This is a genomic window from Enterococcus sp. DIV1208, from assembly GCF_050530455.1.
GTDB classification, from domain to species: Bacteria; Bacillota; Bacilli; order Lactobacillales; family Enterococcaceae; genus Enterococcus_B; species Enterococcus_B hirae.
In genome coordinates this window covers 2,205,627-2,232,180 of record NZ_CP172887.1, presented here as the reverse complement: position 1 = coordinate 2,232,180, position 26,554 = coordinate 2,205,627, and the positions used below count along the sequence as shown (strand labels likewise).

At 37.2% G+C, this 26,554-nt stretch carries 24 protein-coding genes and 1 riboswitch; of the genes, 18 read left to right on the top strand and 6 right to left on the bottom strand.

Translation table 11 applies throughout. From position 1 onward, the window contains the following. The first annotated feature begins 128 nt into the window (after positions 1–128). Positions 129–2,570: a DNA translocase FtsK gene (locus tag IGK91_RS10280; RefSeq protein WP_034867767.1), complete on the top strand. Its 2,442-nt coding sequence runs from the start codon at positions 129–131 to the stop codon at positions 2,568–2,570. A 250-nt stretch (positions 2,571–2,820) separates the two neighbouring features. Beyond that, positions 2,821–3,894: a 23S rRNA (adenine(2503)-C(2))-methyltransferase RlmN gene (gene rlmN, locus IGK91_RS10275; protein WP_010737151.1), complete on the top strand. Its 1,074-nt coding sequence runs from the start codon at positions 2,821–2,823 to the stop codon at positions 3,892–3,894. 96 nt (positions 3,895–3,990) lie between these two features. Here the strand turns inward: rlmN and IGK91_RS10270 are convergent, their stop codons facing one another. Beyond that, the gene (locus tag IGK91_RS10270) at positions 3,991–4,146 is read right to left on the bottom strand and encodes a hypothetical protein (RefSeq protein ID WP_010737152.1); all 156 of its coding nucleotides are present in this window, start codon (positions 4,144–4,146) and stop codon (positions 3,991–3,993) included. A gap of 1,020 nt (positions 4,147–5,166) precedes the next feature. On the opposite strand from IGK91_RS10270, the gene IGK91_RS10265 reads away from it, so the two are divergent. Together IGK91_RS10265 and IGK91_RS10260 are read left to right on the top strand one after the other, a co-directional pair. Further along, positions 5,167–5,715 (top strand): aminoglycoside N-acetyltransferase AAC(6')-Iid, encoded by a 549-nt coding sequence (locus tag IGK91_RS10265; RefSeq protein ID WP_010720790.1) that lies wholly within the window; start codon positions 5,167–5,169, stop codon positions 5,713–5,715. 353 nt (positions 5,716–6,068) lie between these two features. Beyond that, positions 6,069–7,733, top strand: coding sequence for a peptide ABC transporter substrate-binding protein (locus IGK91_RS10260; protein WP_010737154.1), 1,665 nt, complete (start codon positions 6,069–6,071; stop codon positions 7,731–7,733). 79 nt (positions 7,734–7,812) lie between these two features. Here the strand turns inward: IGK91_RS10260 and IGK91_RS10255 are convergent, their stop codons facing one another. Further along, entirely contained in the window at positions 7,813–8,157 is a 345-nt protein-coding gene (locus IGK91_RS10255; RefSeq protein WP_010720788.1) for a DUF3899 domain-containing protein, read from the bottom strand. An 83-nt stretch (positions 8,158–8,240) separates the two neighbouring features. Between IGK91_RS10255 and opp3b the strand changes: the two genes are divergently transcribed. From opp3b to IGK91_RS10230, 5 genes are read left to right on the top strand one after another with little or no spacing between them, the layout of a single operon-like run. Continuing rightward, positions 8,241–9,182, top strand: a complete 942-nt coding sequence (opp3b, locus tag IGK91_RS10250; protein WP_010720787.1) for an oligopeptide ABC transporter permease — start codon at positions 8,241–8,243, stop codon at positions 9,180–9,182. After that, positions 9,183–10,226: an ABC transporter permease gene (locus IGK91_RS10245; RefSeq protein ID WP_010737155.1), complete on the top strand. Its 1,044-nt coding sequence runs from the start codon at positions 9,183–9,185 to the stop codon at positions 10,224–10,226. Positions 10,227–10,231: 5 nt separating this feature from the next. After that, complete coding sequence (locus IGK91_RS10240) at positions 10,232–11,308, top strand: ABC transporter ATP-binding protein (protein WP_010737156.1); 1,077 nt, start codon at positions 10,232–10,234, stop codon at positions 11,306–11,308. Further along, a complete protein-coding gene (locus tag IGK91_RS10235) occupies positions 11,283–12,239 on the top strand; it encodes an ABC transporter ATP-binding protein (protein ID WP_010720784.1) in 957 nt (318 codons plus the stop codon). Before IGK91_RS10240 ends, IGK91_RS10235 begins: the two co-directional genes overlap by 26 nt. A gap of 13 nt (positions 12,240–12,252) precedes the next feature. Then, on the top strand, positions 12,253–13,260 hold the full coding sequence (locus tag IGK91_RS10230) for an RNA-guided endonuclease TnpB family protein (protein WP_034867441.1): 1,008 nt from the start codon (positions 12,253–12,255) through the stop codon (positions 13,258–13,260). A 310-nt stretch (positions 13,261–13,570) separates the two neighbouring features. Here the strand turns inward: IGK91_RS10230 and IGK91_RS10225 are convergent, their stop codons facing one another. Beyond that, positions 13,571–14,392: an NUDIX domain-containing protein gene (locus IGK91_RS10225; protein WP_010737158.1), complete on the bottom strand. Its 822-nt coding sequence runs from the start codon at positions 14,390–14,392 to the stop codon at positions 13,571–13,573. Between the two features lie 102 nt (positions 14,393–14,494). Then, positions 14,495–14,773, bottom strand: a complete 279-nt coding sequence (locus tag IGK91_RS10220; RefSeq protein ID WP_010720781.1) for a hypothetical protein — start codon at positions 14,771–14,773, stop codon at positions 14,495–14,497. A gap of 431 nt (positions 14,774–15,204) precedes the next feature. Here IGK91_RS10220 and metG point away from each other — a divergent pair, with 431 nt between their 5' ends. The 4 genes from metG to IGK91_RS10200 all read left to right on the top strand — a co-directional run bounded on the left by metG (position 15,205) and on the right by IGK91_RS10200 (position 19,686). Beyond that, positions 15,205–17,214, top strand: a complete 2,010-nt coding sequence (gene metG, locus IGK91_RS10215) for a methionine--tRNA ligase (RefSeq protein ID WP_181934393.1) — start codon at positions 15,205–15,207, stop codon at positions 17,212–17,214. A 571-nt stretch (positions 17,215–17,785) separates the two neighbouring features. After that, the gene (locus tag IGK91_RS10210; RefSeq protein WP_010737159.1) at positions 17,786–18,379 is read left to right on the top strand and encodes a type IV toxin-antitoxin system AbiEi family antitoxin domain-containing protein; all 594 of its coding nucleotides are present in this window, start codon (positions 17,786–17,788) and stop codon (positions 18,377–18,379) included. A 12-nt stretch (positions 18,380–18,391) separates the two neighbouring features. Then, positions 18,392–19,234, top strand: coding sequence for a nucleotidyl transferase AbiEii/AbiGii toxin family protein (locus IGK91_RS10205; RefSeq protein WP_010737160.1), 843 nt, complete (start codon positions 18,392–18,394; stop codon positions 19,232–19,234). Between the two features lie 278 nt (positions 19,235–19,512). Next, positions 19,513–19,686: a hypothetical protein gene (locus IGK91_RS10200; protein ID WP_181934392.1), complete on the top strand. Its 174-nt coding sequence runs from the start codon at positions 19,513–19,515 to the stop codon at positions 19,684–19,686. Positions 19,687–19,728: 42 nt separating this feature from the next. Here IGK91_RS10200 and IGK91_RS10195 read toward each other — a convergent pair whose 3' ends face one another. After that, positions 19,729–20,355 carry a helix-turn-helix domain-containing protein gene (locus IGK91_RS10195; RefSeq protein WP_258924975.1) on the bottom strand — a complete coding sequence of 209 codons (627 nt, stop codon included), beginning with the start codon at positions 20,353–20,355 and terminating at the stop codon, positions 19,729–19,731. A 344-nt stretch (positions 20,356–20,699) separates the two neighbouring features. After that, a riboswitch (FMN riboswitch) is annotated at positions 20,700–20,833 on the top strand. Between the two features lie 109 nt (positions 20,834–20,942). On the opposite strand from IGK91_RS10195, the gene ribD reads away from it, so the two are divergent. The 4 genes from ribD to ribH are packed head-to-tail and all read left to right on the top strand — an operon-like array spanning position 20,943 to position 24,273. Continuing rightward, the gene (gene ribD / locus IGK91_RS10190; RefSeq protein WP_010737162.1) at positions 20,943–22,016 is read left to right on the top strand and encodes a bifunctional diaminohydroxyphosphoribosylaminopyrimidine deaminase/5-amino-6-(5-phosphoribosylamino)uracil reductase RibD; all 1,074 of its coding nucleotides are present in this window, start codon (positions 20,943–20,945) and stop codon (positions 22,014–22,016) included. After that, positions 22,001–22,621: a riboflavin synthase gene (ribE, locus tag IGK91_RS10185; protein ID WP_034867445.1), complete on the top strand. Its 621-nt coding sequence runs from the start codon at positions 22,001–22,003 to the stop codon at positions 22,619–22,621. Before ribD ends, ribE begins: the two co-directional genes overlap by 16 nt. Further along, the gene (locus IGK91_RS10180; RefSeq protein ID WP_010737164.1) at positions 22,618–23,793 is read left to right on the top strand and encodes a bifunctional 3,4-dihydroxy-2-butanone-4-phosphate synthase/GTP cyclohydrolase II; all 1,176 of its coding nucleotides are present in this window, start codon (positions 22,618–22,620) and stop codon (positions 23,791–23,793) included. Before ribE ends, IGK91_RS10180 begins: the two co-directional genes overlap by 4 nt. Positions 23,794–23,811: 18 nt before the next feature. Continuing rightward, entirely contained in the window at positions 23,812–24,273 is a 462-nt protein-coding gene (ribH, locus tag IGK91_RS10175; protein WP_010720773.1) for a 6,7-dimethyl-8-ribityllumazine synthase, read from the top strand. 179 nt (positions 24,274–24,452) lie between these two features. Here the strand turns inward: ribH and IGK91_RS10170 are convergent, their stop codons facing one another. Then, positions 24,453–25,040, bottom strand: a complete 588-nt coding sequence (locus tag IGK91_RS10170; RefSeq protein ID WP_010737165.1) for a hypothetical protein — start codon at positions 25,038–25,040, stop codon at positions 24,453–24,455. A gap of 172 nt (positions 25,041–25,212) precedes the next feature. On the opposite strand from IGK91_RS10170, the gene IGK91_RS10165 reads away from it, so the two are divergent. Then, positions 25,213–26,532 (top strand): APC family permease, encoded by a 1,320-nt coding sequence (locus tag IGK91_RS10165; protein WP_010720771.1) that lies wholly within the window; start codon positions 25,213–25,215, stop codon positions 26,530–26,532. Positions 26,533–26,554: the final 22 nt, after the last annotated feature.

Below are 26,554 nucleotides of genomic sequence, written 5' to 3'. Positions count from 1 at the left end.
TGAAAAAGTTTCTTAAAGTATTTGGCATAAATACAGTGTTCGAAAAGAAAAACTTTAAACTTAGAAACAAAACTTTTGTTCCCTCGCTTTTTTTTGTATAATGGAACTTGATGAAATGAGGGATAAAAATGGCAAAGAAAAAACGTCCTGCAAAGAAAAAGAAAAAGACGAAAAAGCAACAACAGCAGCAGGAACAACTTCTTGCGATCAGTATCGGATTTGCATTGATCTTATTTGCCGTATTTGGCTTTTTAAAACTAGGTTTTTTAGGTATTTTAGTGGCAAATGGTTTTCGGATCATTGCAGGGAACACTTATCAGCTTCTCTGTATATTATTAGCTATTTTAGGTTTTTGGGTCGTTGTAAAAAATACCGATTTTAAAATCGGTAAAAGCCGTCGGTGGTTTGGAGGCATTCTTTTTTACTTAGGAATTCTTCTCTTTTTACATGCCCATCTATTCGGAAAACTCCATAGTGGCGAACCAAACATTCTAGGAACCACTTGGGATCTGTTAGCAAGTGACATCCAGCATGCTCGAGTCAGCAGTAATGTTGGTGGTGGGATGGTTGGAGCAGCACTCTATAATTTTACGTATTTCTTGATTGCTCAACCTGGTAGTTACTTTGTTGCCATTTTATTATTAATAAGTGGTGCCATTTTATTTAGCAATATCGAAGGCTATCAATTAGTCAATAGCTTGCAAGTGATGGGAGAACGAATGCAAGAACTGCTGGAAGGAGATCCTGCAAAGCAAGCGAAGAAACAAGCGGCGAAAGAAGAACGGCAAAAGCAACGAGCGAAAGCACGAGAAGAGAAAAAATTAGCAGCAAAAGAAGCGGCAGAAGCTGAGATTGCTGAGCTGGAAAAACGTCGTTCCGCTGAACAACAAGCAAAGTCTGCGCCTTCTTATGAAAAAATAGCAGATGATGAACCCGAACAACTCAGTTTTGTACCGATCGATAGTTTTCAAGGAACTGTCCCATCTGCGACAATGGATATGCCAAAAACAGAGCCAACGGTCACAACGCCTACTGCATCTGAACCGTTAGAAGCAGAGAGCTTAGAAGATGATGGGACAGCATTAGAATTTGAAATCGAAGCAGAGCAGGAAAATCAAGATTATGAATTACCGTCAATCGATTTACTCGATTCAGTAAAAACGACGGATCAAAGTGACGAGTATAAAAAAATCGAGAAAAATATCGGAGTCTTGGAACAAACTTTTCAAAGTTTTGGCGTAGATGCGAAAGTCGTCAAAGCAAGTTTAGGACCCTCTGTGACAAAATTTGAAGTCCAACCAGCAGTGGGTGTCAAAGTAAGTAAAATCGTCAGTTTAACGGATGACATTGCATTAGCATTAGCGGCTAAAGATGTTCGGATGGAAGCACCGATCCCAGGTAAATCATTGATCGGAATCGAAGTACCGAATAGCAAGATCAGCATGGTGTCATTTAGAGAAATCATCGAAGCGCAACCCAATCATCCAGATAAGCTGTTAGAAGTGCCATTAGGAAGAGATGTTTCTGGGCGAGTCCAAACCGCAGACCTTTCTAAAATGCCTCACTTATTAGTAGCCGGATCGACAGGTAGTGGGAAATCGGTAGCAATCAATGGGATCATTACCAGCATTTTGATGCGAGCAAAACCCCATGAAGTCAAATTGATGATGATTGACCCCAAAATGGTGGAATTGAACATGTACAATGGGATTCCTCATCTTTTGACGCCAGTTGTGACTAACCCGAGAAAAGCTGCTCAAGCGTTGCAGAAAGTCGTTCAAGAAATGGAAGAACGTTATGAAAAATTCGCTGCTACTGGTGTTAGAAATATCACTGGTTATAATGAATTTGTCCAACAAAAAAACTTGGAAAATGGAACGAAACATCCTACCTTACCATTTATCGTGGTGATCGTGGATGAATTAGCTGACTTGATGATGGTTGCCAGCAATGAAGTCGAAGATGCTATTATTCGTTTGGCCCAAATGGCACGGGCAGCGGGAATCCATATGATTTTAGCGACCCAACGTCCAAGTGTGGATGTTATCACAGGGATCATCAAAGCAAATGTTCCTTCTCGTATGGCATTTGCAGTCTCTAGTGGAACGGACTCACGTACGATCATTGACTCCAATGGTGCGGAAAAGCTTCTCGGACGTGGGGATATGCTCTTCTTGCCAATGGGTGAAAACAAACCGATACGGGTTCAAGGTGCGTTTATTTCTGACCACGAAGTAGAACGAGTGGTCAACTTTGTAACAGATCAACAAGAAGCACATTATGAAGAAAAAATGATGCCTTCTGATGAAGTAGAATCAGGCGGTACCGCAGAACAACCACAAGATGAATTATTTGAAGAAGCTAAAGCACTTGTCATTGAAATGCAGACAGCAAGTATTTCATTATTGCAAAGAAGATTTAGAATTGGTTATAATCGGGCAGCACGCTTAGTCGATGAATTAGAAGCACATGGCGTAGTAGGACCTTCAGAAGGAAGTAAGCCAAGAAAAGTCTTCATTGAGCAAGTCGAAGAACCAATGGATATGATGCCAACGGATCACGAAACATAGAAAAAGTGCGTATGTGCTTGTCAGTTCTAACAATGAAACCGAAGAAACGCCAAAAGTAATTTTGGGTGTTCTTCGGTTTTTTTATGAGATTGATCACTTATTCATAAAAATCAAAAAAACGATAGCTAAAAAAGGAGGAGCATTCATAAACAGCCTAAGATTTGGTATCTTTGCTTTGTGAACTATTGCATTAGTTGTTAGAATCAGTTATAGTATGTAGCGATACTTTGAAAAAAAGAGGGAAACGATTTTGGAAAAACAATCCATTTATGGTTTAACAATCGAAGAATTAACCAATTGGTTTTTAGAAAACGGCGAAAAAAAATTCCGTGCCGCCCAAGTGTGGGAATGGCTTTATCAAAAGCGTGTCAAAGACTTCTCCGAAATGACCAACTTGTCAAAAAACTTGATAACAAAGTTAACGGATCAGTTTGTGATCAATCCGTTAAAACAAATAGTGGTTCAAGAAGCAACGGATGGCACAGTCAAATATCTATTTGAATTACCAGATAAAAATATGATCGAAACAGTCTTGATGAGACAAGAATATGGATTATCTGTATGTGTGACGACACAAGTCGGCTGTAATATTGGTTGTACTTTTTGTGCAAGTGGTCTGTTAAAAAAGAATCGAGATTTGACAGCTGGAGAAATCGTGGCACAGATCATGATGGTTCAACACTATTTTGATGAACGACAAGAAGGAGAAAGAGTGTCCCATGTGGTTGTGATGGGCATTGGCGAACCGTTCGACAATTATGATAATGTCATGAACTTCTTACACATCATCAATGATGCCAAAGGGTTGGCAATTGGCGCACGACACATTACTGTTTCAACAAGTGGTTTGGCAAATAAGATCAAAGAATTTGCTGATAATGGGTTGCAAGTCAATTTAGCGATCTCATTACATGCACCAAATAACGAGATTCGGACCTCCATCATGCGGATCAATCGGAGTTTCCCAATTGAGAAATTGATGGCTGCAGTAGATGAATATCTTGAAAAAACCAATCGACGAATCACGTTTGAATACATCATGTTGAATCAAGTCAATGATCGTCCGGAGCATGCACAACAATTAGCGGATCTACTAAAGGACAAAAAGAAATTAACGTATGTGAATTTGATCCCTTATAATCCAGTCAGTGAACATGACCAATACTCTCGAAGTCCTAAAGCAGATGTGCTGAAATTTTATGATGTATTGAAAAAGAATGGTATCAATTGCGTGATCCGTAAAGAACACGGTACAGATATCGACGCTGCGTGTGGTCAATTACGGAGTAAACAAATGAAAAAAGAAAAAGCAACGACTAAATAGCATTAGCTAATATCCAGCATCCATGGAGAAGAAACAACAAAGACGACAAAGCCTTGTGCTTTGTCGTCTTTTGCTGATTTTTCTTAGAACCTCAATTTACTGTTTGTTCTTGCGGTTCATCCCAATGCCATACAATATCCATGAGAGAACGAAACAAGATAATCCATACAGAATATCTTTTGTCACGTTCAAGACAGCAAGACTTGAGATGATTGATAATGATAAAAATAGTAATAGTTTCCGATCTTTCATAAGACTTCTCCATTATTTAGTAATTCTGCATACATTCTGATACGTTTAATCATTGAATCCTTTTTTATGCAAGTGAGGGGATTGAATGGAAACTAATGTTCCTAATCTGTCCCATTCGTTAGTGACTCATTGCATGATTGTTTGTAAAGGGTTGTTATTGATCCTAATCATAATACTATTTATTTAGCCATGGATGAAAAAGCTATTTGTTAACGATTGGAGTCTATTAGTAAATTAATAATTTTTATAAGAAATGATAGTTCATCAATTTATTCTTGAAATGTCAGTTAGCACAGCTGTTTCAAAAAATTCTTTCTTATTGTCATCGGAGCTACCCGATGTTTTCACAACCTCTGATTCACGGCGTTCAAGAAGCAACTCCTCAGCAATAAGCGATGATTTTCTAAAATATGAGAAGCTATTTTAAAAAATCCTCTCTTATTCGCTCGGAGCTGAACGCTTCTTTCACGACCTTATCCACGGCGTTCAAAGAGCTGCCCTTCGGTATTAAGTCAAAAAATCTCAAAACATGAAAAGCTGTTTCGAGATTTTCATCCTTAATACTCAGGGCAAACCGCTCTTTTCACGACCTCTTTCTCTAAACGGTGTTCAAACATCAGCTCCTTGAAATAAGCCTGAATTTTTCAAAATATGAGAAGCTATTTTAAAAAATTCTTTCTTATTGTCATCGGAGCTACCCGATGTTTTCACGACCTCTGATTCACGGCGTTCAAAAAGCAACTCCTCAGCAATAAGCGATGATTTTCTAAAATATGAGAAGCTATTTTAAAAAATCCTCTCTTATTCGCTCGGAGCTGAACGCTTCTTTCACGACCTTACCCACGGCGTTCAAAGAGCTGCCCTTCGGTATTAAGTCAAAAAATCTCAAAACATGAAAAGCTGTTTCGAGATTTTCATCCTTAATACTCAGGGCAGACCGCTCTTTTCACGACCTTAAGCATAAACTTTTCTTTTTTCTTTCTAGTACTGCTAAAATAGGCAGAAAAGGGAGGGATAGCGATGATTATCAGTGAGTTTGATCGTGAGAATATTGTCTTGCGAGATCAGCTTGCAGATCTTTTAAGATTGACTTGGCCTGATGAGTATGGAACAGAGCCGATGAAAGAAGTCGAACAGTTGATGGCTCCAGAACGGATTGCTGTATCGGCGATTGAAGGGGAGGAATTGGTCGGTTTTGTTGGAGCGATCCCTCAATATGGCAAAACAGGGTGGGAGTTACATCCTTTGGTAGTAGCAAGCACACATCGCAAACAACAAATCGGGACACGATTGGTTTCCTACCTGGAAAAAGAAGTCGCTTCATATGGTGGCCTGGTCATCTATCTAGGGACAGATGATGTTGAAGGACAAACAAATTTAGTTGAAACGGATTTATTTGAAGATACCTTTGCAAAGTTACAAGAAATCAAAAATATCAATCATCATCCCTATACATTTTATGAGAAACTTGGCTATCAGATCATCGGTGTGATCCCAGATGCGAATGGGTGGAACCAGCCTGATATTTGGTTAGCAAAACGAGTGGCCAAACGAGAGCCAACGGAATAAATTAAGACACTAATATTAGAGAAATGAACGATCCATTTTGTTCTCTAGTATTAGTGTTTTTTTGTTAGAATAAAAAATTATAATCTTTTTATGAGCTAAATCCGAACATTATAGCTGTTTTTACGATTTATTTTTTTTTGATGAAAATTATTTTATTTTTTTATCAAGTAGAAATAAAACCTTATAAAATAAGTGTATTTTCAGAAAAGAACAATAAATATTTCACTATAATGACATTATTTTAAAAAAAACCGAGAAAAAAGTATTGCTTTTTTAATAATTATTCATTAAACTCTTAAACAACTCAGAAAAAACTAATTATTCTGAAAATTTCGACAAAAGGGGTACGGGAAATGAAAAAGAAATGGGCATTTAGTGTTGTAGCCTTGAGTGGGCTGGTACTTGCAGGCTGTTATGGCGGAAGTGCAAATACAAAAAGTAGTAATTCAGCGAGTGGCAACTCTACAGATGGAGGCGGAGTATTCAATTTAGTCGTACCTCAAGAAATGCCAACAGCAGATTTATCGTTAGCAACGGATACAATTAGTTTCACTGCACTAAATAATGTGTATGAGGGAATCTATCGTTTAGATAAGGATAGTAAACCACAACCAGCTGGAGCGAGTGAACTGGCAGAAGTCAGTGAAGATGGGTTGACTTACAAGATCAAATTGCGTGAAGACGCTAAATGGTCCAATGGTGATCCAGTAGTTGCGGCTGATTATGTCTATGGTTGGCAACGTACAGTGGATGCTGCCACAGCTTCTGAATATGCGTATCTTTTTGCTCCAGTAGCGAATGCAGAAGAAATCACAGCAGGCAAAAAAGATAAATCAGAATTAGGAATCAAAGCAGTAGGCGATCATGAATTAGAAATCACATTAACGAAACAAACGCCATACTTCCAATATTTACTTGCTTTCCCATCATTCTTCCCGCAAAAACAATCAGTGGTGGAAGAAAACGGTGATGCTTACGCTTCAGCAAGCGATAAAGCAGTATACAATGGACCGTTTACCTTAACAGATTTTGACGGACCAGGGACAGATACTGAATGGTCATACAAGAAAAATGATAATTATTGGGATAAAGATGCAGTGAAGTTATCTGAAATCAAAGTTAGCGTGGTCAAAGAATCTTCTACAGCGTTGAATCTCTTTAAAGACGGACAAGCAGATGACGTCATCCTTTCAGGGGAACTCGCTCAACAAAATGCGAATGATCCAGCTTATACGTCAGTCAAAGAAGCACGTACGAGCTATATTGAGTTGAACCAACGTGAAGCTGATTCACCATTTAAAAATGTCAACTTAAGAAAAGCTATTTCATACTCAATCAATCGTGATGCGTTAGTGAAACAAGTTCTAGGAGATGGCTCGGTTGTGTCAACTGGCTTGATCCCAGCGGACATGTCTAAAAATCCAGAAACAAATGAAGATTTTGCGAAAGAAGCAGGCAAACTTGTTTCTTACGATAAAGATAAAGCAAAAGAATATTGGGAAAAAGCGAAAAAAGAACTTGGCATTGATTCCCTTGAATTCAATTTGATGGCTTCAGATGATGATGCATCGAAAAAAGTGATCGAGTATATCCAAAACTCAATCCAAGAAAATTTAGATGGCGTAAAAGTTAAACCAACACCAGTCCCATTCTCCGTTCGTTTAGACCGTTCGTCTTCAGGTGATTTTGATACTGTATTAGGCGGTTGGGCAGCGGACTATGCTGATCCAAGCAGCTTTACGGACCTATTTGTTGCAGGTAACTCTTATAACCGTGGGCAATGGAGTAATGCGGACTACGACAAAGTAGTAGATGACTCAGGGAATAAAGATGCGGGCGATGAGCAAGCACGTTGGGCGGATCTACAAGAAGCAACTAAAATCATGGCAGATGATATGGGTGTGATCCCAGTTTATCAAAAAGCTGAAGGACACTTAGTCAATGAAAAAATCAAAGGAATTGTCCATCACGCTGCAGGAGCTTCATGGGATTACAAATGGACTTATGTAGAAGAATAGGCAAACATTAAGACAAAAAAAGCGGACTAGAGATTAAGGCAGTTGTCTTAATCTCTCTCCACTTTTTAAAGGTTACGTATCATAGAAACGAAAAAATCACCAGCACGATAGAAAGAGCAAGCAAGATTCCGGCAATGATCAGCCAAAAGGTATACATACCATAGCTGGCAGACGAGAGTGAAGAAAATTCTGGTTTTTTCTTGCGGTTTCTTGTTCGGGCTAAATAGATCGATCGTTGAAAATGATCAAAGAAACCCGAGGAAAAAACCCATAAAAATCCGCCGATAATCAAAAACGGCATCGCACATAAAAATAAATCATTTGATAATTGAGTGAGTGTTAGTTGATGATTCAAACTATTTTTTACAATAATCAGGAGAATCAAGACACCAGCAATCAGGTAGGGAAGAGACTTCTTTTTCATCAGTTTGCTCCTTTATCTTTGGTTCATTCATTAATAATGTAGCGAAACATTTGTCAGAAGTCAAAAGCTAGGGGGAAACATTAGTGAATAGTTATCTAAAATATGTATTGAAACGTGTCTTCTTTATGGCCATTACGCTTTGGTTGATTGCCACAATCACGTTCTTCTTAATGCAATTATTACCAGGAACACCTTATACCAACCAAGAGCGCTTGAGTCCTGAAACGATCGCTATGTTGAATCAACAAGTTGGACTGGATAAACCTGTGATCGTCCAATATGGTATTTACTTGTCAAATTTACTTCAAGGAGATTTCGGTATCTCTTTCCAATTTAAAAATCAGCCTGTTGCTCATTTATTAGCTGGTAGAGTAGGTCCTTCATTACAACTAGGACTACAAGCGATTATTTTTGGAACAGTGATCGGTACGATCTTAGGAACGATTTCAGCAATGAAGCAAAACACTTGGGCAGACACTTCTTCCACGTTGGTTGCTATTTTGGGTCGCTCGATCCCTAACTTTGTTTTTGCAGTCTTATTACAATATATTTTTGCGATCCGTTTGCATGTACTGCCGATTGCTAAATGGGACGGCTTCATTTATACGATCCTTCCAACCATTGCATTGGCTATGTCACCTTTAGCCGATTCAGCTCGTTTTATCCGAACAGAAATGGTCGAAGTATTACACAGCGATTATGTGGAATTAGCGAGAGCCAAAGGATTAAGCCGTTGGGAGATCGCCTTTAAACATGGTCTTCGTAATAGTTTGATCCCGTTAATGACATTGTTAGGACCGTTAGCAGTTGCTTTGATGACTGGTTCGTTAGTAGTCGAAAACATTTTTGCCATCCCCGGTATTGGTGAGCAATTCGTTAAATCGATCACGACGAATGATTATCCAACGATCATGGCAGTAACGATCCTTTACTCATTTATGTTGATCTTTGTGATTTTAGTCGTTGACCTGCTGTATGGTTTAGTTGATCCAAGAATCCGTGTTTCAGAAGGGAGTCGAAGCTAGATGGAACTGATACCAAAACGTTATGAAACAATAGCAGATATTCCTGCAGATAAATTTCTTCCGCTACAAAAAAACACTGAAGAAGAACGAGAACAAATTGCAGCTCCATCGCTAAATTTCATTCAAGATTCTTGGCGACGTTTAAAGAAAAACAAAGCTGCAGTCGTTTCGATGATTTTACTATCAGTGATCATTTTGATCTCGATCGTTACGATCTTTGTTTCGCCACACAACCCAACAGCACAAAATATTGATTACATCAATCTACCCCCACGTATTCCAGGGTTAAATATCGATGGATTGAATGGAAAAGCGATGGTTGGTGGTGAGTTAGTCGATAAATATGCCCAAGCAAATGTTCCAGCAAATGTGAATTTCTTTTTAGGAACGGATGGTCTAGGACGTGATGTATTAAGTCGTCTATTCATGGGAACACGAATTTCCTTACTGATCGCTTTTATTGCTGCATTATTAGATGTGACGATCGGTGTTGCTTATGGGCTGATTTCTGGTCTGCTAGGCGGACGAATCGACAACGGGATGCAACGTTTCTTAGAGATCTTATCTGGGATTCCTAATCTGGTAGTCATGATTTTAATGTTGGTTGTTTTTGAACCAGGTATTTTTTCCATCGTGGCAGCAATGGCGATCACGAACTGGATTCCGATGGCTCGTATCGTTCGAGCGCAAACCCTGAAACTGAAAGATCAAGAATATGTGTTAGCTGGTATGACATTAGGTGAATCGAAATTGAAAATTGCCTTCAAACACATTTTACCGAACATTTCCAGTGTAATCATTATTCAAATGATGTTTAGTATTCCATCGGCAATTTTCTTTGAAGCCTTTTTAAGTTTCATTGGTTTGGGGCTAACGCCACCATCTGCTTCATTGGGAACAATGCTGAGTGATGGCTATAAAACTTTCTTGTACCTGCCATATCTATTATGGATCCCTGCGGCAACGTTGTCTGTTATCATGATCGGCTTCAATTTACTAGCGGACGGATTACGTGATGCCTTTGACCCTAAAATGAAAGAGTGAGGAATATGACAAAAGTTCTTGAAGTTAAAAATTTGCAAATCTCATTTGATACGTACGCTGGGAAAGTCCGAGCGATCCGCGGTGTCAATTTTCATTTAAACAAAGGCGAGACTCTAGCAATTGTTGGAGAATCTGGTAGTGGGAAATCAGTCACTACCAGAAGTATCATGAGATTGTTATCAAGTAATGCTACGATCGATTCGGGCGAGATTTTATTCAAAGGAAAAAATATTGTCGATCAATCAGAAAAAGCCATGCAAAAAATTCGTGGGAAAGAAATCGCAATGATTTTCCAAGATCCAATGACTTCTCTCGATCCTACGATGACGATTGGGAAACAAGTGGCGGAATCCTTGCGAAAACACAATAAAGTTTCGAAAAAAGAAGGACAAAAAGCAGCATTGGAATTACTAAACTTAGTCGGGATTCCTGAGGCTGAAAAACGGATCAACAGTTATCCTCACCAATTTTCAGGAGGACAACGGCAACGGATCGTCATTGCGATTGCGTTGATCTGTTACCCGGAGATCTTGATCGCTGATGAACCAACAACTGCATTAGATGTTACGATTCAAGCCCAGATTTTAGAACTGCTAAAAGAAATCCAAACGAAAATCGATACCTCGATTATCTTCATCACACATGACTTAGGTGTAGTAGCAAATGTAGCGGATCGGGTAGCGGTGATGTATGGCGGAAAGATCGTTGAAGTGGGTACCTCGGAAGAAATTTTTTATCATCCGCAACATCCTTACACTTGGGGCTTGTTAGGTTCGATGCCAACCTTAGATAGTGCGAATGAACGACTTTATGCGATCCCAGGTTCACCACCTGATTTATTGAATCCACCTAAAGGCGATGCCTTTTATCCACGGAATGAATATGCCTTGCAGATTGATGCAGAAGAAGAACCACCATTTTTTGAATTATCAAAAACACATCAAGCAGCAACTTGGCTTTTAGCACCTCAAGCACCAAAAGTAGAGCCACCTGAAGAAATCAAACGTCGTTGGGCGATTTTTGAAGAAAAGCAAAAAGCGAATGGAGGGATGACGAATGCCAAAAAAACTGCTAGAGGTTAATGGTCTAAAACAATATTTCAATATTGGAAAGAAAAATGAAGTTCATGCAGTCAATGATATTAGCTTTCATATTTATGAAGGAGAAACCTTTGGCTTAGTTGGTGAATCAGGTAGTGGTAAATCAACCACTGGGCGGACAGTCATTCGCTTAAATGAACCGACCGATGGCGAGATTTTCTTTGATGGAAAAGATGTCACCAAGCTAAAAGGAAAACAAGAAATGGCTAAGTTTCGCCGTGAGGTTCAGATGATCTTCCAAGACCCTTATGCATCATTGAATCCCCGAATGAAAGTTCGTGACATCATTGCAGAAGGGATCGATGTCAATGGATTGGTCAAGTCTCCTGAAGAACGTTCAGAAAAAGTAGATGAGCTTCTTCGAACGGTAGGATTGAATCCGAGCCATGGTACACGTTACCCTCATGAATTTTCAGGAGGACAACGACAACGGATCGGTATTGCACGTGCCTTAGCAGTTAATCCTCGTTTTATTATTTGTGATGAGCCGATTTCGGCTTTAGACGTATCGATTCAAGCGCAAGTGGTCAATTTATTACAGGATCTGCAAAAACAACAACAACTAACGTACTTATTCATTGCTCATGATTTATCCATGGTCAAACATATCAGTGATCGGATCGGTGTCATGCACAACGGTCGTTTATTGGAAATGGGAACAAGTGATGAGATTTACCATCATGGCGTTCATCCTTATACGGAAAGTTTATTATCTGCAATTCCACTACCAGATCCCGATCATGAAAGACAGCGGAAAAGAATCAAGTATCAACCAGAACCAGAAGATGGGCAAAAACGGACATTAAGAGAAATTGCCCCAGAGCATTTTGTCTATGCGACAGAGCAAGAAGTGGCTTATTACGCAAAAAAATTGAAACGGCAAAAAGAAGCGAGCTTACTTGTGACGTCTTAGGAGGTAAGTGCTGATGCTAAAAGCCTTTAAATTCCGAATTTATCCCACGGCTTCACAAAAGCAATGGTTTGTTCAAAATTTTGGCTGTGTTCGTTTTACGTATAACCACTTACTAAAAGCCCGTCAGGAAAGCTATGCTAAAACAGGTGTCATCGATTATACACTGACTCCTGCTTCTTTAAAAAAGCAATATGATTTTTTAAAAAAAGCAGACAGCTTAGCGCTTGCGAATGCACAACTAAATCTAGATCGTGCGTTTCGTAATTATTTTAAAAAACGTGCCAGTTTTCCAAAATTGAAAAATAAAAAAAGTATGTGGCAGTCTTATACAACAAATAATCAAAAAGGCACAATTTATTTGAAAGATAAGTATCTAAAACTGCCAAAACAGAAAGAACTCATTCAGGTAAACCTCCATCGACCAATCGAAGGAGAGATTCGTTCAGCGACGATCTCCTCACGTTATAATGAAGCTTTTTATGTTTCTTTACTCTGTGAGGTTTCAGCGAAAGAAATAACAGAGTCTCGTCGTTGGATCGGTGTGGCTTATGATCCGCAAAAACTAATCGAGACATCCTCTCCAGTTGATGTACCATTACCATTGTTGAAAAAAACTGAAAAAGAAATGCAGCTGGCTAAGAGAAAATTAGGGATTAAGGGACGGGCAGCTCAGAAACGAAAAGCTCGTTTGGAACGATCGAAGAACTATCAAAAACAAAAGCGTAAAGTAATGGATCTTTATTTAAAACAAAAATTTCAAAAAGAAAATTATTTGGAACAGTTATCTGGCAAATTGATTCGTTATTATGATTATTTGTTTGTAGAAGCTGTCCCTAATGAAACTTTCTTGTCAGACTTCTCACTTCAAGATTGGTATAAATTAGTGACTAAGCTGAGGTATAAAGCAAACTGGTATAATAAAACGTTGATTTTGATCAATATGAATGAACAAACCGATCCTTTAGTGATTAAAAAAAGTCTAGAACTAGAAAAAATCGGGAAACAAGTGGTTTTTGAATAAATGAACTGGTAGGAGCGCTAGGGATCGCCTTGTTGATAAAAAACACTTGCTGTTTTTGTTTCTAGGAATTTTCTTCTCAAGAAAAGCTCACTAATTATGATAAACCAAACAAGGAGGTAATGACCTTTCTGGCTAACCTCTAAAATAAGCCGAAGAATACCAAAAGCATTGCTTTTGTGTAATTCTTCGGCTTATTTATGAGAAGTATTTATCTATCAGATGGTCATTAATGGGTGATTGCTCAGGTATTAATGATTGCAGAAAAATCCAATAAAAATCTTTGGTATTTCAGGTTTCTGAAATCTTCACCTTATTCATAGTTTCCAGGTTTCAACTGATAAATCTTGGATGGACGCCCGATTCCTACTGGTCGTTCACCAATTTCATCAAAGTATTGCAGCATCGCTTTTTTGAAATTTGAATGATCAATCATTTTAAAATCGATCCCTAAAAATTTGGCAAATACTTTTCGGGCTTCTGTGATCGTAAAATCTTTACCTAATACTTGTAAGACTTGTGGTTCATGTTCCATTTTATTTGTCACTCGATTAAATGCTTTCGTAATGATCTCACTATGGTCAAATGCTAAAGTATCTTTGCCAGAAGATTCACTTGTCAGTAAATCTAAAGAAATAGCAACTTCATCACTCGTTAGATGGATTTTGTTTCCTTGGCGTGTCAAGGTAAACCATCGGACTTCTTCTGCATCGTCACCAGCAATCAACGGTTCTTCACCAATAAAAGCCAAGTAACTGACAGTTACGACCCAGCCTCGAGGGTCTCGGTTCGGTGTGCTGAAGGTGTGTAGCTGCTCAATATTTTCCTGAGAAATCACGACACCCGTTTCCTCTTTGGTTTCACGTAAGACACTTTCACCAGTGGATTCATTCTTTTGGACAAAACCACCTGGTAAAGCCCATGAATTTCGGTAGGGATGCCCTTTTCTTTGGATCAGTAAAATTTTTAACTGGTCTTCTTCCTTGTTGTAACACATCAACACGATATCAACAGTCAAAGAAGGTTTGTCATATTCTGGGCGTTCTTGCTTTTGATACCAGTCAAGAAAATCAGCTTCACTTGCTTCATGTTCATAATATAACTTTTCCTCTTCTTTAGAAGCAAATTGTTTCATCTTTTAACCTCCTGATGACGTTCTTGTTTAAATATACTTTTATCTTATTTTAGCAGACTCCAAAAAAAAACCAAAGTTTTCCTTGGAGAAAGACTTCTACACTTAGATAGGGAATAAAAACGGTAGGAGTAAATTGAACAAGAAGAAAAGTAAATAGATCAGTAACAGTTTTCTATTTTCTTCACGAAGCGTTACATATCCACAAAAAATGATATAAAAATTGAGAACAAAACGAAAAACTTGGGTAAATAAAAGAAACTGATTCAAGCTTCCTTGGAGGTTAAAATAACCATATAATCGTATATAAAAATAGCTGAACAGCCAGTGTAACACTGAAAGCAGTGCGATACTGATTGTAAAATAAAGATGTTTTTTTTGCATAAAATTTCAGCCTTTCTTGGACAATGAACTGTCTATTAGTCGTAAACATAAACAACCTATTTCAGATCCACTTGCTTTTGGGTTGTTATAAAAAGGTTTATTTAGAAGGGAGAACGATGTATTCTTCCTATAAGCAGCTATTAAGTCGAAGCTATGTTTCGTCAAAATAAAACAACGGAACTGCTACAAGATTCCGTGACATTGTGAGAGATAACCTACATGTAAACATGCTGCTTACTAAAAACGAAACTTACTGATTCCTAGGTTTCTTTTCACACACTATTAATTATTATAGCATGTTTTACTAGGAAAATAATAAAGAGGAAAGGCATTTGTTAGAGGGTAGCGAAAAAATCGTCGCAGTCTTTTTGATTTATGGTATACTAGCAAGGAAATGAATTCGCATCATGCGATAAAGGAGGAAGAGCCCCATGGCAGAAAAGGAAACTTTTTATATTACGACGCCAATCTATTATCCAAGTGGCAAACTGCATATTGGTAATTCGTATACAACGATTGCCTGTGATGCAGTTGCACGTTATAAGCGATTGATGGGCTTTGATGTGTTTTATCTAACTGGGGTGGATGAACACGGTCAAAAAATAGAAAAAAAAGCAGCAGAATTAGGTGTTGAACCACAAGCCTATGTCGATAAGATGGCTGCGGATGTGAAAAAACTTTGGAAAACGCTGGATATCAGTTATGACAAATTCATTCGAACAACGGATGATTATCATAAAGCGGCTGTTCAAAAAATCTTTGATCGTCTAGTTGAACAAGGCGATATTTATCTTGGCGAATATGAAGGCTGGTATTCTGTTTCGGATGAAGAATTTTTCACTGAAACACAATTAGCAGAAGTTTATAAAGACGAAGAAGGAAATGTAATCGGTGGGAAAGCTCCAAGTGGGCATGAAGTCGAATTAGTCAAAGAAGAATCTTATTTCTTCCGTATGAGCAAATATGCCGATCGTCTTTTAGAATATTACCAAGAACATCCTGAATTTATCCAACCAGAATCTCGTAAGAAAGAAATGATCAATAACTTTATCAAACCAGGGTTAGAAGATCTTGCTGTTTCCAGAACGACATTTAGTTGGGGAATCCCTGTGAAAGACGACCCTAAACATGTCATTTATGTTTGGATCGATGCGTTATCCAACTATATTACTGCATTAGGTTACGGCTCTGATGATGATAGCTTATTCCAAAAATATTGGCCGGCAGATGTCCATATGGTTGGAAAAGAAATTGTCCGTTTCCATACGATCTATTGGCCAATCATGTTGATGGCATTAGATTTACCGTTACCGAAAAAAGTCTTTGGTCACGGTTGGTTGTTGATGAAAGACGGAAAAATGTCTAAGTCAAAAGGAAACGTGGTTTATCCAGAGATGCTAGTTGAACGTTATGGTCTCGATGCGCTGCGTTACTATTTACTTCGTGCTGTTCCATTTGGTTCAGATGGCGTATTTACACCAGAAGATTTTGTTTCTCGGGTCAACTATGACTTGGCGAACGATCTTGGAAACCTATTGAATCGTACCGTTGCAATGATCAATAAATATTGTGATGGAATCGTTCCTGACTATGCTTCTTTAGTGACGCCTTTTGATAGTGAATTATCAACAACAGCTGCAAATGTCGTCGGACGATATCATGATGCGATGGAAAAAATGGAGTTCAATACGGCATTAGCTGAAATTTGGGTCTTGATTTCTCGTGCAAATAAATATATCGATGAAACAGAGCCATGGGTTTTAGTCAAAGACGAGGACAAGAAAAAAGAATTAGCGAGTGTAATGATCCATCTAGCAGAATCATTACGGATCACTGCGATCTTATTGCAACCGATCATGACAGAAACGCCAATTAAAATCTTTAATCAATTAGGACTAGACCCAGAAACGATGAATCTTCAAGGCTTGCACTTTGGCGAATTTCCTTCTGGAACAAAAGTAGTTGCTAAAGGTATGCCAATTTTCCCACGGTTGGACATGGAAGAAGAAATCAGCTATATCCAAGCGAAAATGTCTGAAGGAACCCAAACGAATGAAGAATCAGTGAAATGGGACCCAGAAGAAACTGAGCTTGTTTCAACTAAAGACAAACAAATCAAATTTGATGTATTTGAAAAAGTGGAATTAAAAGTAGCTGAAGTCATCAACTGTCAAAAAGTTGAAGGAGCAGATAAGCTATTGCAATTCCGTTTAGATGCGGGAGATAACCAAGACCGCCAAATTTTATCAGGTATCGCTGAATTTTATCCTGATCCAAGTGAATTGATCGGCAAAAAACTAGTGATCGTAGCGAATTTGAAACCACGTAAGATGCGTGGACAAATCAGTCAAGGGATGATTCTTTCTGCAGAAGCACCAGATGGCACGTTACAAGTAGTCGAAGCGCCAAAATCAATGCCAAATGGTTCAGAAATTGGGTAAGATGAACATCCATATGATTTAGGTCAATAATCAGTAAGCGTGAATGGTGAGCCAATCATCATAAAAAGTAGTGTAGTCAAATGATGTTGGTAAAGAATAATCTTAGAATAATTTGGACAGAAAGAAGAAATACTTCTTTCTGTCTTTTTTATTTGGTTGGTTTTAATAGGACGAATCATAAATCGTCGCAATAATTGTCCTTCTAACAAATGATCCTAGAGGAGACGACAAATGACAATGTGGATATTCTTCGGGCGTGTATTGAAGAGTATCTTTGCCAATCAATTAAATTTGCCATTATATTTTTTTGGTTAAATCATTTTCCTCGGAATAGATAGTTAGGTTTAGAATATTTAAAGTCCTTCGATAAGCTGAGTATAAGCCATTTTGAGTCCTCCTATGAATTGATTCGTCAAATTAATTCTAAAGGATTCCAGGTGTCTTTTTTCCCCTTTTACATCATAAAAAAGATGTTGGCGAATTTCATCGACATCAAAGTTCATCTTGTTACAATTAAACTACCATGATATAATTTAAGTAGTGTATTTGTAACGAAAGAAGAGGTAAGTAAATGCAAGATAAATTGAAAGAATTGTTGGCTATTCGCGATGGAAATTTATCTATGAAGGAAGCCAGAAAATTTGGAATCGCAGCAACTACTGTACAAAGATTGGTGAATAAAGGAAAATTGATCAAAGTTGATCGTGGTTATTATGTAGAGGATGGTCATGGAATAGATGATTTATTTTGGCTTCAGCAACGATTTTCCAGGGGAATCTTTTCTCATGAAACGACTTTAGATATTTACCAGCTTTCTACGAATATGCCGAAATTCATTCATTTAACTTTTCCCCATGGATACAATGTTGATCGTTCAATTACAAAAGAGCAGCAGTTACAATTTCATTTCGTGAAGAAAGAAGTTTATGAGCTAGGAAAAGTAGAGGGAACTTCCTTCCAAGGGAATCCTATTACTATGTATGATAAAGAGCGTACACTTTGTGATATTTGGAATCCGAGATATGAAATTGAATACGAAATGAAATTAGCAGCATTAAAAGAGTACATGGAAGATCCATTGAGAGATCCGAGCAAATTAAGAGATTATATGACAAAACTACATGTAGAAAAAGAAATGAAATACCACATGCAAAGCTTATATTAATGGAGGGAAAAGATGACACCGACACAATTTGCATCAAAAACCAGAAATTTAGCAAAGAGTACAGGGCTAAATGCACAGTTAGTACAACGGCATTTTATGATGGATCGTTTAATTGAACAAATTTCTGAATCAAAGTACAAAAATGACTTCATTTTGAAAGGTGGCTTTTTATTAGGATCAAAATATAGAATCGATAGAAGGACAACAATTGATATCGACACGACATTTAGAAATAGCAAATTAACTGAAGAAAAATTGAAGAATATTTTTAATGATTTGATTAGGAAGCCCACGAAAGAAGGTATTGTTTTCTCTATTCAAGGAATGAAGGAAACAAGAGAAGCCGATTTTTATCCTGGATTTCAAATTAAATTGGTGGCTAATTTAGAGAAAGTGCGTGTGCCGTTTAAAATGGACGTGACAACAGGAGATTCTATTTATCCTGAAGTAGATACACACTATCACCAATTAATGTTTGAAGATAAAAAAGTGGAGATTCCAGCTTATCCAACAGAACAAATTATTGAAGAAAAGCTAAGTGCTACGTTCAGCTTTGGTACAGATAATTCGAGAGTAAAAGATTACTATGACTTATTTACCATACCAAAATTAGAAAATATTGATACGAAAGAGTTATATAAAAGTGTTCGAAATACATTCACAAAACGTGGAGATACCGAATCTTTGTCTTTTTATTATGAAAGAGAAATGGAAAAGATCAGAGGAAACGACTACTTGGAAGAACAGTGGGAAAAATATCGTTCAGTTAACACGTTTGCGAAATCCATTTCATTTACAGATACAGTCAACGAAATTGAGCACCTAATGAAAAGCATGATTAAAATTGAAAATTGAGAAACGAAGAGATTAAGCTGATAAATAATGTAACTTTAGAACGTATAGTACCATAACTAAGTTGAGCAATAGGAAATAAATCGCTAGTTAGTATTAGTACCAAATTGTGCTAAATTCTTATTTGGCAGCTATGTGAATCGCAAACTATTTTTACTATATATAATTCTAATGAACTGAAATATATTAAAAAAGATACACTTGGGAAATTTATTTCTTAGGAGGGGATTGTCATAAAGCAAATAGAGTTAGAAAGAATTGATACTACAGAAGCAGTAAAAATGTTTTCAAAATTAATTAAAGCAAAAAAGACATTTTTTTTAAATGGAACTTGGAGATCTGGAAAAACTGAATGTTTAAATATGGTAAGCAATCAAGCAGAAGAAAAAAATTTTATATTTTTAAAATTGTGGGAGTTGAAAGATGAGATTGTCGATAGTCATTATCAAAATTAGGACTTATTAACTTGATTTTAAACTGACGAAATTAATAATAAATTAATTAGGAGAATAAGCGATATAAATATTTTTTAAGCGAGGGTATTCGATTAAATCGATAGTAAACACTCCATCGTATGGGATAAGTTTATTTGATTTCAAAGATTTATTTTTTGTTTTATAGAGGCTAACTGTCATTTCGTCAGCACCACTTTCTACATAATACCCAGCTTCATTTCCTGTGATATGTAAAATAATTTTTAATTGATGGTCTTCAAGAAAAACTTCCTTTATTTCATGTTTCTTTAAGGTGGAAATTTCAGAATTTTTTGGAAGAACATCCTTAATAAAAATTATCGTAGGTTTTTTTGGATATAAAAGAAAAATGATAGTCCCAATAGCCACTAATAGTAATCCAGCCAAAATAACAGAGATCTTTTTTATCTTTTTTTTCTTTGTTAAATCATTATCCACGGCTTCCATTATTTTTTGATCTTTATTCAAAAGATAATCAAGAGATACACCTAAAACATTAGATATATCAATAATTGTTTGAATATCGGGATAATTTCTACCAATTTCCCAATTTGAAATCGCTGAACGACTTACATTTAACTGTTCAGCCAAATCCGCTTGGGTCAAATTCATTTTCTTCCTTTCTTGTTTTAACAGTTTTCCAAATTCCATAAAAACCTCCTATATTTCTTTTTCCTTTTTAATTATATTTAAACATAAAAAGAGGTACAATTAGTCAGAAATTGTGGAATATGACTATTATCATGATGTCACAGATTGTGACTTCATACAATCGAGATAACTAAGTTTTTGTAAACGATTTCAAAAGACAAAAAATAACAAAGCTGATATTTAGGTAAAATGAATCAATTTTTAGGAGACTATTTTATAAATATGTAATACTTGTTCTAATCATATGATTAGCATTAAATAAACGAGGACGTCCATACGCCATTTTCTCTCTATTTTTTAGGTTGACACAATTAAGTTTTAAGAATATACTCTAAACGAATTGAATATTTCTTCGGGGCAGGGTGTAATTCCCGACCGACGGTGACGAGTTTACTCGAAGTCCGTGACCCACATTTTTGTGGTTGAGCCAGTGAGAATCTGGCACCGACAGTTAAAGTCTGGATGGGAGAAGAAAAATCGACTGAAGATCGGTTTTATTTGTATTAAAATCGATTATCTTTAGGTTTATTTAGTTATGCCCTGTGATTAATTTCGCAGGGCTTTTTTTGTTGAAAGGGGGAATTGATATGCACCAGTCTTTCATGATGGCTGCGATTGAAGAGGCAAAAAAAGGAAAGGGAAATACCTTTACCAATCCATTAGTTGGAGCAGCGATTGTAAAAGAAGGAAAGCTACTCTCACTAGGTGCCCATTTACAATATGGCGAGTCCCACGCTGAAGTAAATGCTATTCAAAATTGTGATTCCCCCGAAGAACTGTTTAATTCAACTCTATATGTTACCTTAGAACCTTGTAACCACCAAGGGAAACAGCCGCCTTGTACGCAAGCTATTATTCAGTCTGGTATCTCAACGGTAGTCATAGGTCAACTTGACCCAAATCCTTTAGTAGCAGGAAAAGGGAAAGAATTTTTACAAAATCATGGGATCAAAGTAATTGTAGGTGTGGAAGAAGAGAAATGTAGAGCACTGAACCCTTTTTATAACCATTTTTTTGAAAGGGATCGTCCCTATATCACATTAAAACAAGCTATTACACTAGATGGAAAGATTTCTTTAAAGGAAGGTTCGCGGTACTCAATAACAGGTACAGAGGCAATCTCAAGAGTACGGAAAGAACGAGGAGAACATCAAGGAATTGTAGTGGGAAGCGAAACCGTTCTAGTTGATAACCCTATTTTGTTGCCTGATATCGTAACTAACTTTCCACCAGTGCGCATTGTTTTGGATCGTAGAGGGCGGATTCTTAAAAATCCTAAACTCAATCTTTTTCAAACGACAACAAATCCAGTCTGGATATTTACGGAAAACCCTAAGCTAAAGGAGCTGTTTCCCCATGTAACTATTTTTTATACGCCTAAGTTTTCTTTTACCTTCTTTATTGAGACCATGAGAAAAAGAGGTGTTCAGTCGCTGTATATAGAAGGTGGAGCGAAAATTCATGATGCTTTTTTAGCAGAAAATCTCTGGGATGAAGTCATCAGTTATATTGCGCCCAAACTTTTTGGTGGAAACAGTCCGATGTCCTTTCATAGTGAACGTTTAGTTTCTAAAGAACAACAATTAGTATTTTTGGAAGTTGAACAGCTTGGAAAAGACATTCGAGTTAGGGGGAAACGAAAGCAATGTTCACAGGATTAATCGCCGAGCAAGGAAAAGTCAAAGAAATTAGACGAAACCAACAAATGATCCAACTCACTTTCCAAGCTTCAAACAGTATACTAAGTGATTACAAAATTGGAGATAGCATGGCAGTCAATGGCGTGTGTTTAACTGCTATTGAGGTTTCAAGCACATTTTTTAAAGCTGAAATAATGCCTGAAACTTTTAAACGGACTACTTTCTCCACCGTAAAAGTTGGAGAGAGGGTAAATCTAGAACGAGCAGTTTTGATGACACAACGCTTTGAAGGACATTTTATTTCGGGACATATTGATACTATTACAAGATTGATCAAGAAAATAGAGAATCAAAACGCATTAATTTTGACGTTTGCTTATCCAACCAAATATGCAGGTGAAATCATTCCGCAAGGATCAATTGCAATTAATGGAGTAAGTTTAACGGTTACGGAAACAACAACAGCAAGCTTTTCTGTTAGCCTGATTCCACATTCTAAATCCTTAACAAATCTGGGGAATTTAGGTGTAGGACATCTTGTGAATATAGAAACGGATATCGTTGGGAAATATGTAAAGGCACAGAGAAATAAATTTGAGATGTACAAGGAGAAGGACTTATTATGAGGAATATTACTGAAGCAATAAAGACCTTGAAAAAGGGCGGATTAATCATTGTAGCTGATGATGAAGATAGAGAATCAGAAGGAGATTTGGTTGGTTTAGCCGAATATGTGACACCTGAGGCAGTAAATTTCATGACCAAATTTGGTCGAGGATTAATCTGTGTGCCGATTTCTAATGACATTGCGCAACGCTTATCTTTAGGAGAAATGACAACGCATAATACTGATGCGTTTGGTACAGCTTTTACGATTAGTGTGGATCATAAACATACGAAGACTGGTATTTCAGTATTTGATCGAGCTACTTCCATTAAAGCATTGGCTGATCCTCATTCGAAAACAAGTGATTTTCTTAGACCAGGACATATTTTTCCTTTGATTAGTGTAGATGGCGGAACGCTTATACGTCGAGGACACACCGAAGCTGCAATTGATTTAGCCAAATTAGCTAATAGTGTAGAGGCTGCTTATATTTGTGAGATTCTGAAAGAAGATGGAACGATGGCAAGAATGAAAGATCTGACCCGTTTATCTGAAGAATGGCAATTACCCTTAATTACGATTGATGAGTTGGTAAATTATTTAGAAGAAAATAGTCATATAACCGTAAATTTACCAACAGATTATGGTGATTTCAAATTGACTATTTATGAAGACGGAGAAAAACGGGAGCATCTATTGTTAACAAAGGGAGATATTCAAAATAGTCAGTTTCCTACATTAGTCCGAGTTCATTCGGAATGTCTAACTGGTGATGTCTTCGGGTCTCAGCGTTGCGATTGTGGGGAACAGTTACATGAAGCGATGAGAATGATCGAGGAAGAGGGGACTGGAGCTATTCTTTATCTTCGTCAAGAAGGTCGCGGAATCGGATTGAGGAATAAGTTAAAAGCGTATCAATTGCAGGAAAAAGGATTGGATACTTATGAAGCAAATACTGAATTGGGCTTTGCTCCGGATGAACGGGATTATCACTTTGCAGCAGAAATTTTAAAATCAATTGGTGTAACGTCCATTCGTTTACTTACAAACAATCCCGATAAAGTAATAGAGTTACAACAAGATGGAATTACGATTGTCGATAGGGTACCAATTGAAACTGTTCCGAAAAAGGAAAACCAAGCCTATTTAAAAACAAAAAAAGATAAGTTTCACCATTACTTATCAGTATAAAAATAAAGGAGCAAGAAAATGACAATTTTTGAAGGAAATTATTCTCCAAAGGATCTTCGAATCGGAATTGTAGTCGCGCGTTTTAATGAATTTATCAATCAAAAATTATTACAAGGAGCATTGGATAATTTAAAAAGGCACGGCGTGAAAGAAGAACAAATTGATATTTATTGGGTACCAGGAGCTTTTGAAATTCCTTTTATTACCAAAAAGCTCAGCAAAAAGGACAGTTACGATGGGTTGATTACGTTGGGGACAGTTATCAGAGGTGCAACTACTCATTATGAATTGGTTTCCAATGAGGTAGCCAAAGGAGTCGCACATATTAACCTGGAGTCCAATATTCCAGTGATGTTCGGGGTATTAACCACGGAATCCATTGAACAAGCAATTGAACGAGCAGGGACGAAAGCAGGGAATAAAGGCAGTGAAGCTGCGCAAGGGTTAATTGAGATGATTTCTCTTTCACAACAAATTTAAGAATTCCTATTTTTTAGAGTATGATGAGTTTACTGTGTAAATAGCATCCTTCAGATTACTAAATGTAACAAACGTAAATATTAATCTTAGTATGTTTTGCCTGGAATAGATACATTAAAGCGACCACCTAAAGTTAGAGCAAAAAATCTAACTTTAGGTGGTCGCTTTACAAATTGACACTATTTTTTTGAGGGTATTTTTTTGAATCGCTCTTTTAAACGAGTTGGTAACAAGAAACTTAAAAGAGTAAAAGGTATCGATACAATGTACCAAAAAATCGTTCGGCCAATCCCATAGCGTTGGTAAAGTTTTTTCAACATCAAATGGAGTAGCACTAACCCAGCGAATAAACTGCTATAAAGGAACCAAGGATTATCGAGATGTGAGAGCGTTCTTAACGACATGATCGTTGCAGGGTAAAAATAAAAGAAACCAGCAACTAAAGTGACTCGCCAATTTTTGGTGAAAGTACTGAGATTCAATAGAAAGAAAAGCGCAGATAAAATGATACCTAGAGGAGGAAAAAGGCTGATTAAAAAAGCATAAATGGCTCCCCATAGAATCATTCCGGGACCTTTGATCAGTGCAACTAGCAGAATCAAGCTAAACAACAAAAGCAACTGTTGAGTGAAAGTAGCAAGAATAAATGTCCCGAACAAAATCAGCGTGAACCAATGCCAAAGTGATTGTTGTTGTGATTTTCTGGAAATGGCAAAATGATCCTTTAGGAAAGATGCCAGTTTTGGGTAAGAACGATTAAATTCCATAATTGGTCCTCCTTTATCTAACCTACATTAATTATAATTGAGGTGAATGGAGGATTCATAGGTCTAAGGTGGTATCTTTCAATAAATTTACTGAAAAAAATGATGGTAAAACAAAATATTCTCCGTTATACTGAAAATTATATTAAAAACTGCGGGGAAAAGGGGAATGTGAATGAAAGGCAAGTTAAAACGAGAGATCAACTTATTTGGCGCATTAGCAACTGTTATGGGAACTGTAATTGGGGCAGGAGTTTTCTTTAAAACAGCGGCTGTTACGGCAAGTACACAATCGACTAGTTTGACCTTATTGGCATGGCTATTAGGAGGATTTTTAACGATCTGTGCTGGTCTAACGGTAGCTGAGTTGGCAACTGCGATCCCAGAAACGGGTGGTGCAGTCAAATATATTGAAGCCGCTTATGGAAAATTACCGAGCTTTTTACTGGGTTGGTCCCAAAGCTTGATTTATTTTCCAGCGAATATTGCGGCGCTTTCGATTATTTTTGCGACACAAATGACGAACTTATTACAAATATCTACGGATTATCTTCTATTAATTGCGATTATTACTGCTATTTCTGTTACTGGTTTGAATTTACTAGGAACAAAAGTGGGTACGACTGTCCAGTCTGCGACACTGATTATCAAATTGATTCCATTAGCTGTCATCGTTATTTGGGGACTGTTGACACCAGGTAGTGGAACGATCCAACTATTCCCATTCGAAGCAGGGAAAGATGTCTCTTTTGCAGAAGGCTTGAGTAGTGCTTTGTTAGCGACTTTATTCGCTTATGATGGCTGGCTTGGTGTCGGTGCAATGGCGGGAGAAATGAAACGTCCCGAAAAAGATTTACCTAAAGCAATTATTTTAGGGTTAAGTTTTGTAACAGTGGTTTACTTATTGATCAACTTTGTTTTCTTAAAAACTCTGCCAATTGATCAGATTGCAGGTAACCTTAATGCAGCATCTGATGCATCAGCGGTTATTTTTGGAAATATCGGTGGAAAGATCGTGACGATCGGTATCTTGATTTCTGTTTATGGGGCACTGAATGGGTACACGTTGACCGGAATCCGTATTCCTTATGCGATGGCTTTGGAAGGTGAGTTACCTTTTAGTAAACAGTTAACGAAATTATCAAAAAAATTCACAGTGCCATATGTTCCAGCACTTTTTCAATTAGTGATTGCGTGCATTATGATGAGTTTAGGTTCATTCGACTTTTTAACTGATATGCTAATTTTTGTTATGTGGCTGTTTAGCTTATTGATATTTATCGGTGTATTTGTTTTAAGAAAAAAACAACCAGACTTACCAAGACCATACAAAGTACCTTTGTATCCCGTGATTCCATTGATTGCAATCTTTGGCGCTGTCTTTATTTTAGGGATGACTTTATTTACTCAAACAGCTTTGGCAATGATCGGGATCGTTGTCACATTACTAGGTATCCCAGTGTATTATTACAAGAAAAAACAAGACGAGCGTTAATTTAATAGTCATGTAAAAGGAC